Here is a 13,927-nt window from a genome sequence, read left to right on the forward strand (position 1 = left end):
TGGGCGAATTACGCCGACCTGAAAAGTTGCCGCTGAATCCGTAACCGACCCGGTCGGCTCCCTCTCCCTGGGGAGAGGGGACTGACCGCGTGATATGGGCGAATTACGCCGACCTGAAAGGTTGCCGCTGAATCCGTAACCGACTCGGTCGGCTCCCTCTCCCTGGGGAGAGGGCTGGGGTGAGGGGAAGGGCCAACGCCATTACAACTGATAGTTCTTCAAATCCCGCGCAATCACCATCCGCTGTATCTCGCTCGACCCTTCATAGATCTGGGTAATCCGCGCATCGCGGTAGTACTTCTCGACCGGGTAGTCCTCCAGATAGCCATAGCCGCCATGAATCTGGATCGCCGACGAGCACACCTTCTCGGCCATTTCCGATGCGAACAGCTTGGCCTGCGAAGCCTCGGACAAGCATGGTTTACCCGCCGTGCGCAGCCGCGCTGCATGGAGGATCAGCAACCGTGCGGCGTTGATCTGCATGTGCATGTCAGCCAGCAGATTGGCGATGCTCTGGTGCTCGATGATCGGCTTGTCGAATTGCACGCGTTCCTTCGAATATGCCAGCGCCGCTTCAAAAGCCGCCCGGGCAATGCCCAATGCCTGCGCGGCGATGCCGATGCGTCCGCCTTCAAGGTTGGACAGGGCAATCGCCAGGCCCTTGCCACGCTCGCCGAGCAGATTGGCCTCGGGGATGCTGCAGTTGTTCAGCGTCACCGCGCAGGTGTCGGAGGCGCGGATGCCCATCTTGTGTTCGGTGCGATCGACGATGAAACCCGGTGTGTCGGTCGGCACCAGAAACGCTGACAGGCCTTTTTTGCCGAGATCCGGATCGGTTACCGCGAAGACGATCGCCAGTTTTGCCCGTTTGCCGTTGCTGACGAATTGCTTGGCACCGTTGATCACCCATTGGCCGTCGCGCAGTTCGGCGCGGGTGCGCAGGTTGTGCGCTTCGGAACCGGCCTGCGGTTCGGTCAGACAGAAGCAACCGATGGTTTGCCCACTGGCCAGATCGGCGAGCCAGGTTTGTTTCTGCTCATTGCTGCCGTAGTTGAGCACCGGGCCGCAGCCGACCGAGTTGTGGATGCTCATGAACGCACCGGTGGCGCCATCGCCGGCGGAGATTTCCTCAACGGCCAGCGCATAGGCGACGTAATCGACGTAAGTGCCGCCCCATTCCTCAGGTACGACCATGCCGAGCAAGCCCAGCTCACCCATCTTCGCCACCAGAGCATCGTCGATCCAGCCGGCCTTTTCCCAGGCCTGGGCGTGCGGGGCGATTTCGCCACGGGCAAAGTCCCGGGCCATGTCGCGGATCATCACTTGTTCTTCAGTCAGTTCGAGATCGTGCATGGCTCAGCTCCCGCTCTCATCAAAACCATGGAAGAAACTTGCGACCTGCGCAGCGTCCAGCTCAGCGACGGTCGGCGGGTTCCAGCGCGGTGACTTGTCCTTGTCGATCAACAGGGCGCGAACGCCCTCGATCAGGTCGCCACGGGCAAACCACTGGCGATCCAGATGCAGCTCCAGAGCAAAGCAATTCTCCAGACTCAGGTGCCTGCCACGACGGAGCATTTCCAGGGTCACGGCCATGGCCAGCGGCGAGCGGGTTTCCAGCAGATCTGCCGTGGTGAGCGCCCATTCGTGGCTGTCGGCAACGGTGACGGCGCGCAATTGCTCGATCATGCTCGGCACATCGGGCAGGGCGAAGAAGTGGTCGATGGCCGGACGCAGCGCCTCGAGTGGCGCATCCGACAGGGTTTGCACGGCATGCTTGGCCAGCAGATTCTGCAGCGACTTGAGCGGCGTGTCCTGCCATTCCATCTGATCGAGTTTCTCATCGAGCAGGGCCAGTTTGCTGCTGTCCAGGTACCAGTCGGCGAGGCCGCAGTACAGCGCATCGGCCGCGCGAATCTGCACGCCGCTGACGCCCAGATAAATCCCCAGCTCACCGGGAATGCGCGGCAGGAAGTAGCTGCCGCCGACATCGGGAAAATAGCCGATGGCCACTTCCGGCATCGCCAGACGGCTCTTTTCGGTGACCACGCGCAGATCGGCGCCTTGCACCAGGCCCATGCCACCGCCGAGGACGAAACCATCCATCAAGGCCAGCACCGGTTTGCGGTAGTGATGAATGGTCAGGTCGAGGGCGTATTCCTCGACGAAGAAATCTTCGTGCAGCGTGTCGCCGCTTTTGTAGCTGTCGTACAGCGAACGGATATCACCGCCGGCGCAGAAAGCCTTTTCACCGGCACCGCGCAACACCACGGCGTGCACATCGGCGTCAGACGCCCAGGCATCGAGCTGCTGTTGCAGCAGACGCACCATGTCGAGGGTGATTGCATTGAGGCCCGCAGGGCGGTTGAGGGTCAGGTGGCCGATATGGTTGCGCACCTCGGCCAGCAAGTCGTTTTGCATGGCATCCATGGACGGGGTCCGCCGGGATGAAGCCTGAGCTGTCATCAGTAACTCCCTGCTTTTATTGTCTTTATTCGAGAAGCCCGGGTGGGGGCGTTAGCGGATCGTAACAGTGCAAATTTGTCGTGTACAACGGGGATATGTGCAGGGGGAATCTGCGTTTTTCTCTCAGGGCCGCTTTCTGTGCGCGTAGGAGCTGACGAGTGCAACGAGGCTGCGATCTCTGGATTTCAAGAAACAAGATCAAAAGATCGCAGCCTCGTTGCACTCGTCAGCTCCTACAAGGCGATCATCGGAAGGTTTCGGTAATGCTGCGGCGTTTGGCGTGCAGCTCGCTGGCATGGATCAGGCGTTCGAGGTCTTCGGGGGTGACGTCGATGAAGGCTTCCATGTCGGCGAGCGCCAGTTTCAGGTCTTCGACAGTAATCGCCTGGCTGTCGACCGGGACCACGGGCGGCGCAGGATCGGCGGGGCGTTTCGGGTAGCGGATGCGGGTCAGATTATTGTAGGCCAGCGCGCTGGCGAGCATGCACAGGGCGCCGAGCATCACCGGCTCCATGGCTTTCCAGTCCATGGCGATGGTCGCAGGGTCGGCCAGTACCAGCGTCAATGCCAAGGCACCGGCCGGTGGATGCAGGCAACGCAGCCAGCACATCAGAATCACCGCCATCCCGGCGGCGAGGCAGGCGCTGCCCAGCGTTCGCCCGAGCACATGGGCGACAAGCAAAGCGACCACGCCGGCGCATAAGTACCCGCCCAGAATCGACCATGGCTGGGCGAGAGCGCCGGACGACACGGCGAACAACAGCACCGCCGAAGCACCCAGCGGGCCGATCAGGTGAAAGGCAACGTCATGCCCGAATACCTGCGCACACATCCACACGCTGAACAGCGTACCCAGGCTCATGCCGATCGCGGCACGGCTCCATTCGGTGGGGCGAGTGTTGATGGCGGCGGGCAACCAGCGAGCAAGCATGTAGAACTGATCCTGTGCAAAATCCGGGGCAAAAAAAAGGACTTGTCCGGCAAATCCGGAAAGCCCTAGAAGCGTTCCAACATTGGGGGAGGAACGCGCGTAGTTTGCCGATCAAAATCGATGCTGACAAATTCATATAAATGCAGTTTTAGTGCACTATTTTTGCATTGAAGCGGTGCGCCGAGCGCTGACGAAGCACAGATAACCGCCCAGCGCCGCCAAGCCGCTCAAGGCGTAGAACATGCTTGGCGCAGGCGTGTGCATCAATAGAAAACCGCACATTACCGGGCTGGCAGCCCCGCCAAGCGCTGACAGGTTCTGCGCGCCGTAGTAACTGCCGCGCAGTGCCTCCGGGGCGAGGGTGTCAACGAACAGGAAGTCAGCGGGGTAAATGATCATCTCGCCCAGGGTGAAGATGAACATCGCCACGCACCAGCCGAGCAGGCTGTCCGCCAGACTGAAACCGATCAACCCGACGATGAACAGCGCGGTGCCGCCGGCAATCCAGTGACGCAGGTGTTCGCGACTGAGCCAGCGACCCACCTGGTACTGCAGCAGGATCACCGTGATTGCGTTGCAGGCGAGCAGGGCGGCCATGGTGTCGAGCGTTTGTTGCTGGGTGTGGGTGACCAGCAGGTATTGCGACAGGTACAGCGTAAAGCGCCCGTGCACCAATGTGCTGAGCAGGCAACCGAGGGTGAACAGCACCATGGTGCGGTCGTTTTTCAGGATCATCAGCGTGTCGAGGAAACTTTGCGGCGCACTGCCGGAAGTTATCGGACTGGCATCCCTGGTCGCGCCGAGCAGCAGAAAAATACTGCCAATGGCGATCGCACCGGCAACGATGAACGGCGCGGACGGCTGCACCCCGGCAATCACCACGCCAATCATCGGGCCGACGGCGTAGCCGATATTGGTCAGCGTGTAATTGAGGGAAAACGCCTTGACCCGCTGGCCCACCGGCAGCTGTTCACTGAGGGTCGCCTTGGAGCCGATGAGGAACAGCGCCGACGCGGTTTCGCTGATGATTAGCACCAAGGTGACCACATACAGATTCTGCGCGAAGGTCAGCAGAATCAGGCCGATACCGCTGGAGAGCATGGCCAGGACCAGCAACTGGCGCTTGTCCAGCTTGTCGATGATGTAACCGCCGTACAGCGACAGCAATGTTGCGCTGAACACGGCGATGCCGAGCAGCAAGCCGACATCCTGCGGATTGAGGCCAAGCTTGTTGCTGAGGAACAGCGTCAGCAGCGGGCTGATCAGGGCGCGGCTGATGACCACGGTCAGCGAGCTGAGCATCAGCCGGCGAATGAACGGCGAATAGATGGCCAAGGGAGGGGGAATGTCCTTATTCGGATTGCCTAGGGCGAACGCCATCCTCTCTGGGCAGCCGCCACCGGTCAAGCTGATACACCAGCGTCTCTCGGAGCACATGATTTCCCTGTGGGAGCGAGCCTGCTCGCGAAGGCGGCGGATCAGTCACCTGCTATGTCGCTGACATACCGTATTCGCGAGCAGGCTCGCTCCCACAGGGTCTGTGTAGCTCACAATTTGCAATGACTCCCACAGGGCCAGTTCAAGCCACATCCGAAGCCGCGGGCCACTGCCGCAAGGTGATCGGCAACTTGCACGATTCACCGCGCCCCATCGGGAAATACTGAAAGCCATTGCGCGTCAGGCGCTCGGCGTCGTACAGGTTACGGCCGTCGAAGATCACCGGGCTATTGAGGCGCTGTTTGATCAGCTCGAAATCCGGGGCCTTGAACTGTTGCCATTCGGTGCAGATGATCAGCGCATCGGCGCCGGCCAGTACCGATTCCGGCGTGCCCATCAACATCAGCTTCGACTCATCTGGATAGAGCTTTTGCGTTTCGACCATGGCCTCCGGATCAAACGCGCGCACGCTGGCCCCGGCAGCCCATAAATCTTCTAGCAGAACCCGGCTCGGCGCGTCGCGCATGTCGTCGGTGTTGGGCTTGAACGCCAGGCCCCACAGGGCAAAGGTCTTGCCGCGCAAATCGCCCCGGTAGAACGCGTTGATGCGCTCAAACAGCTTGTGCTTCTGGCGCTGGTTGATCGCCTCGACCGCTTGCAGCAAGTCGCTGGAACAGTGCGCTTGTTCGGCACTGTGAATCAACGCGCGCATGTCTTTGGGAAAACACGAACCGCCGTAGCCGCAACCCGGATAGATAAAGTGATAGCCAATCCGCGTATCGGCACCGATGCCCTGGCGCACTGATTCGATGTCCGCGCCGAGGTGCTCGGCGAGTTCGGCGATCTGGTTGATGAAACTGATCTTGGTCGCCAGCATGCAGTTGGCGGCGTATTTGGTCAGCTCGGCGCTGCGCAGGTCCATGAACAGGATGCGGTCATGGTTCCGGTTGAACGGCGCGTACAGATCGCGCATCACATCGCGCACTTCAGTACCTTCGCAACCAATGACAATGCGATCCGGTCGCCGGCAATCAGCAACCGCTGAACCTTCCTTGAGAAATTCCGGGTTGGAGACAATATCGAACTGCAGCAGGCGGCCAATCTTGATCAGGGCCTTTTCGATGTGGCTGCGCAAAGCGTCGCCCGTGCCCACCGGCACCGTGGACTTTTCCACCACGATCAATGGCTGCTCGCGATGTCGGGCAATCGCGTCGCCAACCGAGAGGACGTAGCGCAGGTCCGCCGAACCATCCTCGCGTGACGGCGTGCCCACCGCGATGAACGCCACACGCCCATGCAACACCGCAAACCGCTCATCGGTGGTGAATTGCAGGCGTTTCGAATCCAGGCCTTCACGCACCAGACTGGCCAGCCCCGGCTCGTAAATACTGACGTGCCCCTGGCCCAATTGCTCGATCTTCTGCGCGTCGACATCCATGCACACGACGTCGTGACCGACCTCGGCCAGCACCGCCGCTTGCACCAGACCGACATAACCACTGCCAAACACCGTGATCTTCATGCCGCACTCCTGCTCGCAGTTCCCTGCACTGAACATAAGAGCGCGATGTTTCAGTTCGCCTACTGCTGAAGAATCAGCAAACAGACCGTTCGGGGAATGCCCGATTGACTTTTACCGCCTCGAACGGCAGGTTGTCGGCCTTTCGCGGTAACCCTTGTCATCGAGTCATGCCGTTTTTTGCTTTTCATTTCATGCATTTATTGTTTTTGTTGAATCGTTTTTTATTTCAAGGCCGTTTCGTTTGAGTGATTTGTCGAGTACCCAACCTGCACCGTCCAACAACAATCCGCTGACCGTTTACCTGGCGCGACTGGCACCTTCCAGCCAGTTGACCATGCGTTATGTGCTGCAAGACGCCGCTGACCGCCTCGGTTTCGAGGACGTCGATATCGAAGAAATCCCCTGGCACGGCCTGCAACCGGAAGACGTGGTGGCGCTGGTCGCCGCTTTGCGTGCCGATGGTTATGCACCGAACACCTCGTCGCTGTACGTGAACGCCGTACGCGGGGTGATGAACGAAGCATGGCGCATGAGCCTGATCAGCCAGGATCACCTGCTGAAGATGCGTTCGGTCAAGGGCATAGCCGGCACGCGGCTGTCCCAGGGGCGCAACCTCAAGCGCACGCTGATTCATGAACTGATGGAAGTCTGCGCTGCCGACCCGCGCCCGCAGGGCCTGCGTGATGCGGCGGTGATTGCGCTGCTGTACGGCACCGGCATGCGCAAGTCGGAATCGGTGGATCTGGATCTGAGCCAGATCGACTTTCACGAACGCAGCCTGACGGTGACCGGCAAGGGCAACAAGCAGTTGATCAAATACGCGCCGGCCTGGGCCTTTGCCAAGCTCGACGCCTGGCTGGAACTGCGTCGTTCACAGCTCAAGGAGGGCGAGAGCGACGATGCGTTTCTGTTCAACCGTATTCGCCGGGGCAGCCACATCACCCGCGAGCGCATCACCAAACACGCGATTTACTACATTGCCCGCCAGCGCGGTACGCAGGTCGGGGTGAAAATCATGCCCCATGACTTCCGTCGTTCATTCATCACCCGGGTGATCGAAGAGCACGACCTGTCGATCGCACAGAAACTGGCGCATCACAGCAATATCCAGACGACTGCCAACTACGATGTGCGTGATGACAACGAGCGGCGGCGGGCGGTGGATCGCTTCGATTTGTAAACGGTGTCAGGTCTGCGGCGGGCAGCGCGAGCCGCTGGCACCCTGCGCGATGTGCGCAGCGAGGCGTTTGATGTTGTTCTGTTGCGCGGTCACCAGTTCGTCGATGCTCGGCCCTGAAGGCGTCTGCAAGACCGAGCGACAGCTCAGCAGCGCCGCGTCCGCCGCACCTAATGGGCGCACTCGCCATTTCACGTCGATCAAGGCGTACTGACCGGGAATCGAATCGAAACGCTGCACGTCGATACGCACGGAAGCGCGCTGCTGGCCGACGCCGCCGCTCAACTGATCGGCCAGCGCACCGCGCAACTCATCGGCGAGGGTGGCGCTCCACCAATCGGTATCCAGGATGGCCACGCCGCTGTTGCCTTGGCGAATCACGATCTGCGCGCGATCGACCTGCGGCGGCACGCTGATGCTTTCGATGGCGATATCGGCGCCGGTGCGGCTGGCGCCCGGTTGCGCCGGGGTCAGCGTGTGGAAGCTGATCGGGTCGCTACGGCACGCGGCCAGCAGCACCAGCGCAGCGAGCAGGGTGATCTTCAACGGTAAAACCATGGATTCAGCTCCTGTGCTCAATTGCGTGGCGGTCCTTTGAGGTCCAGCGGCGCGGCGTTGTCCGGCCGCCCGCGAATCAGCGACTCAGGGTGGCGACCGAGGTAATCCGACAGCTCTCGCAACGAGCGCGACATGCGCCCGAGCTCGTCGAGGGTCTCGGTCAGTTGCTCGCGTTGCGGTGAGTCCTCGGCGAGAGTCGAATTGGCGGACTGCAAGGTCTTGCTGACATCGGCGAGGGTGCTCTGTACACCCGGCAGAGTCCTGGCGTTGAACTGCTTCAGGCCTTTGCGCAGCTCGACCAGATTGCCGTCGAGGTTGCTGGCGATGCGCTCCACCGGCAGCGCGTTGATCTTGTTGACCATCGCCTCGAGTTTTTCCTGCAATTGCTCGAGGCTGCCAGGGACGGTCGGAATGGTCACCGGCCGTGCCGTAGGGTCAAAAGCGACTTTCGGCGCTTTGGGGTAGAAATCCAGGGAGATATACAACTGACCGGTGAGCAGGTTGCCGTTGCGGGCCTGGGCGCGAAGGCCGTTTTCGATGAACGTGCCGATCAGGCGCGCGCCGGTGGCCTCATCGTTTTCGTCGCCATGGTAAGCCTTGAGCATTTTCGTGTGAGCGCGGCCCAGACGCTGCGGATAGATGACGATGCCGACATTCACCGGGAAGGTGCGCTTGACCTCGTCGAAGTCGAGATTGACTGCCACCACCCGGCCGATTTCAACTCCGAGGAACTCCACCGGCGCGTCAACCTTGAGCCCGCGCAAGGCTTGATCGAAGCGCAGCGCCAGATATTGTGCCTTGCCGTTTGGCGGGGCGAGGGCGGTGGCCTGGTCGGCGAACAGTTCGAAACCCTTGTCTTCACTGGCTGGCGAATCGTTGGGACTGTAATCCGGAGCGCGGAAAGCGATGCCGCCCACCAGCAGGGTCGACAGCGACTCGGTTTTCACCGCAAAGCCGTTGGCACCGACATTGATGTCGATGCCGCTGGCGTTCCAGAAACGGGTGTTTTCGGTGACGTAGGCGTCGTTCGGAGAATGCACGAAGACTTCGATGTTGACCCCTTTGCCGTCCTGGTCCAAGGCATAGGACACCACTTGGCCAACCGGGATCTTGCGGTAATAGACGGGGGAGCCGATGTCCAGCGAGCCGAGGTCGGCGGTGTGCAGGGTGAAACGCTTGCCCGGTTCGCCATAGGTGATCGGCGGCGGGTTCTCCAGACCCTTGAAGTTTTTTGAGCGGGTATTGGCCTGGCCAATGTCGGCACCGATGTAGTCGCCCGACAGCAATGTGTCGATGCCCGATACCCCGCCGGCGCCGATGCGCGGACGTACCACCCAGAATTGCGAGTCCTCGCGGGTGAAGGCTTCGGCCTGCTTGGCGAGTTTGATCGTGGCGTTGACGTGTTTATGGTCGTTGGCCAGTTCGACGTCGGAGACATGGCCGATGACTACGTTGCGGTACCTGACTTCGGTCTTGTTGGCGGTCAGGCCATCGCCGGTCTTGAAGGTGACGGTGATCGTCGGGCCTTCCTGGAGGATGTTGTGAATCACCAGCGAAATGCCCACCAGCACCGCCACGATCGGCACGATCCATACCAGCGAGATACCGAATCGGCGGGTTTTGATCGGCGCCTGACCGGGTGCTCGCGGCTCGTCGCTGGCTGACGACTTCATCCATGTCCTCCTCAATTAATCGGGCACTGAGCGTCAGGAACGCAAAAGCACTTCATCAATATAGAAGTGCTTGGCGATAGAGCAAATGTGTATAGCTGGCGTGGGACGCGATTGCAGTCCAGGAGCTGCCGAAGGTTGCGACCTGATCGTTCCCATGCTCTGCGTGGGAATGCAGCCCGGGACGCTCTGCGTCCCAAGATCGCAGCCTTCGGCAGCTCCTACAGGGGCCAGAGTCGTGGCGGGCTCAGCCGAGCATTTCGCGCAGGCGATACCAGAACATGCCCAGCGCCAACAACGGCGAACGCAACGCCGGGCCGCCGGGGAACGTCATGTGCGGCACGCTGCTGAACACGTCCATGCCCTGGCTATGCCCGGCGTGAATGGCTTCGCCCAGCAATTTCGCGCACCAATGGGTGACGTTGAGGCCATGGCCGGAATAGCCCTGCGCGTAAAACACGTTCGGGTGCTGTTTGAGCCGGCCAACCTGGGGGAAACGATTGGCGGTAATACCGATCTTCCCGCCCCATTGGTAGTCGATGCGCACGTCGGCCAGTTGCGGGAACACCTTGAGCATTTTCGGTCGCATGTAGGCGGCGATATCCGCCGGATCGCGCCCGGAGTAATGACAAGCACCGCCGAACAGCAGACGTCGATCCGCCGAGAGACGGTAATAATCGAGCCCGACTTTCTGATCGCACAGCGCCAGGTTCTGCGGGATCAACTGCGCGGCGCGAGTTTCGCCCAGCGGCTCGGTGGCAATGATGTAACTGCCAGCGGGCAGAACTTTGCCGCTGAGTTTCGGCTCGAGGTCATCCAGATGCGCGTTGCAGCCAAGCACCAGGCTGCCGGCGCGTACTGAACCGGTGGCGCAGCGCACCTCGACGGTCGGGCCATGGAGGATTTCCAGGACCGGACTCTGCTCAAAGATCCGCACGCCCAGCGACGCGGCGAGACGCGCTTCGCCCTGAACCAGATCAAGCGGATGCAAATGGCCCGAACCCATGTCGATCAATCCGCCGGCGTACACACCGGCGTCGACCACTTGCGCACGGATCTGCTCCGGCCCGACCAGCCTGGTTGCGTGGGCATAGTCGAGTTCGGCAAGGCTGTCCTGCTCTTGCTGGAGCGCGGAAAATTGCGCGGCGGTGTTGGCCAGTTCGCAAAAGCCCCAGCGCAGATCACAGTCGATGGCGTTTTCAGTGATGCGCTGGCGCACCAGCTCCACCGAATCGATGCCGGCGCGCTGCAGATAGCGCACGCCGTCCTGGCCGACGTAACGGGCGAAACCCTCGACTTCATGGCCGATGCCGCGAATCAGCTGCCCGCCATTGCGCCCGCTGGCGCCCCAGCCGATACGTCGCGCCTCGAGTAACACCACCGATAAACCGCGCTGCGCCAGTTCAATCGCCGTATTGACGCCGGTAAAGCCGCCCCCGATCACGCAGACGTCGGCAATCAGATCGCCGTCAAGCGACGGGTAGGGCGTGCTCGCCCGTGCAGAAGCTGCGTAATAGGAACGTGCGTGTTGTGGGCTGTGCTGAGTCATTTGTTCGACTTCACTTTGCTCCAAGACCGGGTCATCAGGCGCATGATCGCTTGGGGCGGGGTCGAGGAAATGTAGAGTTTGTCGAGTACCGACTGCGGCGGATAAACCTCAGGGTTGTTGACCAGCTCCTGATCCATGAACGGCTTGGCCGCCGGGTTCGGGTTGGCGTAGCCGACGGTGGCGCTGACCTTGGCGATCACCTGCGGATCGAGCAGGTAATTGATGAAGGCGTGGGCCTCTTTGGCGTTGCTCGCGTCGGCCGGAATCGCCAGCAGATCGAACCACAGGTTGGCGCCTTCCTTGGGAATGGCGTAGGCGATATTCACGCCGTTCTTGGCTTCCCTGGCGCGATTGGCGGCCTGGAACACATCGCCGGAGTAACCGAACGCGACGCAGATGTCGCCATTGGCCAGGTCCGACACGTACTTGGAAGAATGGAAATAGGTGATGTACGGACGGATGCTCAGCAGCTTGGCTTCGGCCTTTTTGTAGTCTTCAGGGTTTTCACTGCGCGGATCCATGCCCATGTAGTTGAGGATGGCCGGGAAGACTTCGTCGGCGGAGTCCATCATCGACACACCGCACTGGCTGAGCTTCTTCAGATTCTCCGGTTCAAACAACACGGCCCAGGAATCGATGTGGTCGATGCCGAGCACTTGCTTGACCTTGTCGACGTTGTAACCGATGCCGTTGGTGCCCCACAGGTAAGGCACCGAGTGCGCATTGCCGGGATCATTTTTCTCTAGCAATTCAAGCAGTTTCGGGTCCAAGTTCTTCCAGTTTGGTAACTGTGAACGGTCGAGCTTCATAAACGCGCCGGCCTTTACCTGACGGGCGAGGAAGTGGTTGGACGGCACCACCACGTCGTAACCGGTCCGGCCGGCGAGGAGTTTGCCTTCAAGGGTTTCGTTGGAGTCGAAGACGTCGTAGATCACCTTGATCCCGGTCTTGCTCTGGAAGTCGGCGAGGGTGGTTTCGCCGATGTAGTCGGTCCAGTTGTAGACGCTGACCTGGGGCTCGGCGTGGGCTGCTGCACTGAACAGCGCGCTCAGTGCGACCGGGAGTACGGATTTCATTAGACGCATATCGACACCTCTTGGATTTATTGGAATTCTCAGGCGCTGCACAATCCCATGTGGGAGCGAGCCTGCTCGCGAAAGCGGTGTTCCAGTCGACGTCAATATTGAATGTACTGACGTCTTCGCGAGCAGGCTCGCTCCCACAGGGACGGGCGCGCCGTCAGACGCTGAGCAGTAGAAATTCACGCTCCCACGAGCTGATCACGCGCTTGAAGTTTTCGTGCTCGGCGCGTTTGACCGCGACGTAGCCGCGGACGAATTTACTGCCCAGGTACTCGGCGACCTTCGGGCACTCTTCCATCTGCGTCAGGGCTTCTTCGATGGTGATGGGCAGGCGCAGATTGCGGCGCTCGTAGGCCCGGCCTTCGACCGCCGCGCTCGGCTCGATCTTCTCGACCATGCCGATGTAGCCGCACAGCAGGCTTGCGGCAATCGCCAGGTACGGGTTGGCGTCGGCGCCCGGCAAGCGGTTCTCCACGCGCATCGATTCAGGACCAGAAGTCGGCACACGCAGGCCAACCGTGCGGTTCTCTTCGCCCCATTCGACGTTGACCGGCGCCGAGGTGTCCGGCAGGAAGCGGCGGAACGAATTGACGTTCGGCGCGAACATCGGCAGCACTTTCGGGATGTATTTCTGCAAGCCACCGATGTGATGACGGAACAGCTCGCTCATGTTGCCCTCGGCATCGGCAAAGATCGGCTGACCCGTCGCGATCTCGACCACACTCTGGTGCAAGTGCATGGCGCTGCCGGGCTCGTCGCCGATCGGCTTGGCCATGAACGTCGCGGTGACGTTGTGCTTGAGCGCTGCTTCGCGCAGGGTGCGTTTGAACACGGTGATCTGGTCAGCCAGATCCAGCGCATCGCCGTGGCGGAAGTTGATTTCCATCTGCGCCGGGCCGTCTTCGTGGATCAGCGTGTCGAGATCCAGACCTTGCAGTTCGCACCAGTCGTAGACGTCTTCGAACAGCGGATCGAACTCGTTGGCGGCATCGATCGAGAATGACTGGCGACCGCTTTCCGCACGACCCGAACGACCCAGTGGTGCCTTGAGCGGCAGGTCCGGGTCTTCACAGCGTTGGGTCAGATAGAACTCCATTTCCGGCGCGACAATCGGCTTCCAGCCCTTGTCGGTGTAGAGCTGCAGAACTTTCTTCAGAACGTTGCGCGGCGACAGTTCGATCGGATTGCCAAACTTGTCGAAGGTGTCGTGGATGACGATGGCAGTCGGCTCGATTGCCCAAGGAATGACATACACGGCATCGGAAACCGGCTTGCAAACCATGTCGATGTCAGCCGGGTCGAGCAGGTCGTAGTAGATGTCGTCGTCGACAAAATCCCCGGTTACCGTTTGCAGCAGCACGCTTTCCGGCAGGCGCATGCCGCGCTCATGCAGGAACTTGTTGGTCGGTGCAATCTTGCCGCGGGCGATGCCGGTCAGGTCGCTGACCACGCATTCGACTTCGGTAATCTTGTGATCTTTCAGCCAGGTGAACAGCTGATCGAAAGGGGCGTTCATAAAGACCTCGTTATTGGTTTTG

The 13,927-nt window shown here is 60.7% G+C and carries 11 protein-coding genes; 1 reads left to right on the plus strand and 10 read right to left on the minus strand.

Annotation, left to right across the window (positions count from 1 at the left end; all coding sequences use genetic code 11):
- Positions 1-201 precede the first annotated feature (201 nt).
- The 5 genes from AB4N73_RS08545 to AB4N73_RS08565 form a co-directional block, all read right to left on the minus strand.
- Positions 202-1,353 carry an acyl-CoA dehydrogenase family protein gene (locus AB4N73_RS08545; protein ID WP_460061334.1) on the minus strand — a complete coding sequence of 384 codons (1,152 nt, stop codon included), beginning with the start codon at positions 1,351-1,353 and terminating at the stop codon, positions 202-204.
- 3 nt (positions 1,354-1,356) lie between these two features.
- The gene (locus tag AB4N73_RS08550) at positions 1,357-2,463 is read right to left on the minus strand and encodes an enoyl-CoA hydratase/isomerase family protein (protein ID WP_460143255.1); all 1,107 of its coding nucleotides are present in this window, start codon (positions 2,461-2,463) and stop codon (positions 1,357-1,359) included.
- A 244-nt stretch (positions 2,464-2,707) separates the two neighbouring features.
- Positions 2,708-3,394 (minus strand): HPP family protein, encoded by a 687-nt coding sequence (locus AB4N73_RS08555; protein WP_460119283.1) that lies wholly within the window; start codon positions 3,392-3,394, stop codon positions 2,708-2,710.
- Positions 3,395-3,550: 156 nt separating this feature from the next.
- On the minus strand, positions 3,551-4,729 hold the full coding sequence (locus tag AB4N73_RS08560; protein WP_460061341.1) for an MFS transporter: 1,179 nt from the start codon (positions 4,727-4,729) through the stop codon (positions 3,551-3,553).
- Between the two features lie 244 nt (positions 4,730-4,973).
- Positions 4,974-6,353 (minus strand): UDP-glucose dehydrogenase family protein, encoded by a 1,380-nt coding sequence (locus tag AB4N73_RS08565; RefSeq protein WP_460143256.1) that lies wholly within the window; start codon positions 6,351-6,353, stop codon positions 4,974-4,976.
- 241 nt (positions 6,354-6,594) lie between these two features.
- Here AB4N73_RS08565 and AB4N73_RS08570 point away from each other — a divergent pair, with 241 nt between their 5' ends.
- Positions 6,595-7,533: a site-specific integrase gene (locus AB4N73_RS08570; RefSeq protein WP_460143257.1), complete on the plus strand. Its 939-nt coding sequence runs from the start codon at positions 6,595-6,597 to the stop codon at positions 7,531-7,533.
- 6 nt (positions 7,534-7,539) lie between these two features.
- On the opposite strand, the gene AB4N73_RS08575 is transcribed toward AB4N73_RS08570, so the two are convergent.
- The 5 genes from AB4N73_RS08575 to AB4N73_RS08595 form a co-directional block, all read right to left on the minus strand.
- Complete coding sequence (locus AB4N73_RS08575) at positions 7,540-8,088, minus strand: PqiC family protein (RefSeq protein ID WP_460143258.1); 549 nt, start codon at positions 8,086-8,088, stop codon at positions 7,540-7,542.
- 17 nt (positions 8,089-8,105) lie between these two features.
- Positions 8,106-9,761, minus strand: coding sequence for a PqiB family protein (locus AB4N73_RS08580; protein WP_252876296.1), 1,656 nt, complete (start codon positions 9,759-9,761; stop codon positions 8,106-8,108).
- A 244-nt stretch (positions 9,762-10,005) separates the two neighbouring features.
- Entirely contained in the window at positions 10,006-11,307 is a 1,302-nt protein-coding gene (locus tag AB4N73_RS08585; RefSeq protein WP_460143259.1) for an NAD(P)/FAD-dependent oxidoreductase, read from the minus strand.
- Positions 11,304-12,392, minus strand: coding sequence for a polyamine ABC transporter substrate-binding protein (locus AB4N73_RS08590; RefSeq protein ID WP_460143260.1), 1,089 nt, complete (start codon positions 12,390-12,392; stop codon positions 11,304-11,306). The genes AB4N73_RS08585 and AB4N73_RS08590 overlap by 4 nt, the downstream gene beginning before the upstream one ends.
- 154 nt (positions 12,393-12,546) lie before the next feature.
- Positions 12,547-13,905 (minus strand): glutamine synthetase family protein, encoded by a 1,359-nt coding sequence (locus AB4N73_RS08595; RefSeq protein WP_016774729.1) that lies wholly within the window; start codon positions 13,903-13,905, stop codon positions 12,547-12,549.
- Between the last annotated feature and the right edge of the window lie 22 nt (positions 13,906-13,927).

It is taken from the genome of Pseudomonas sp. S3_B08 (genome assembly GCF_054667725.1).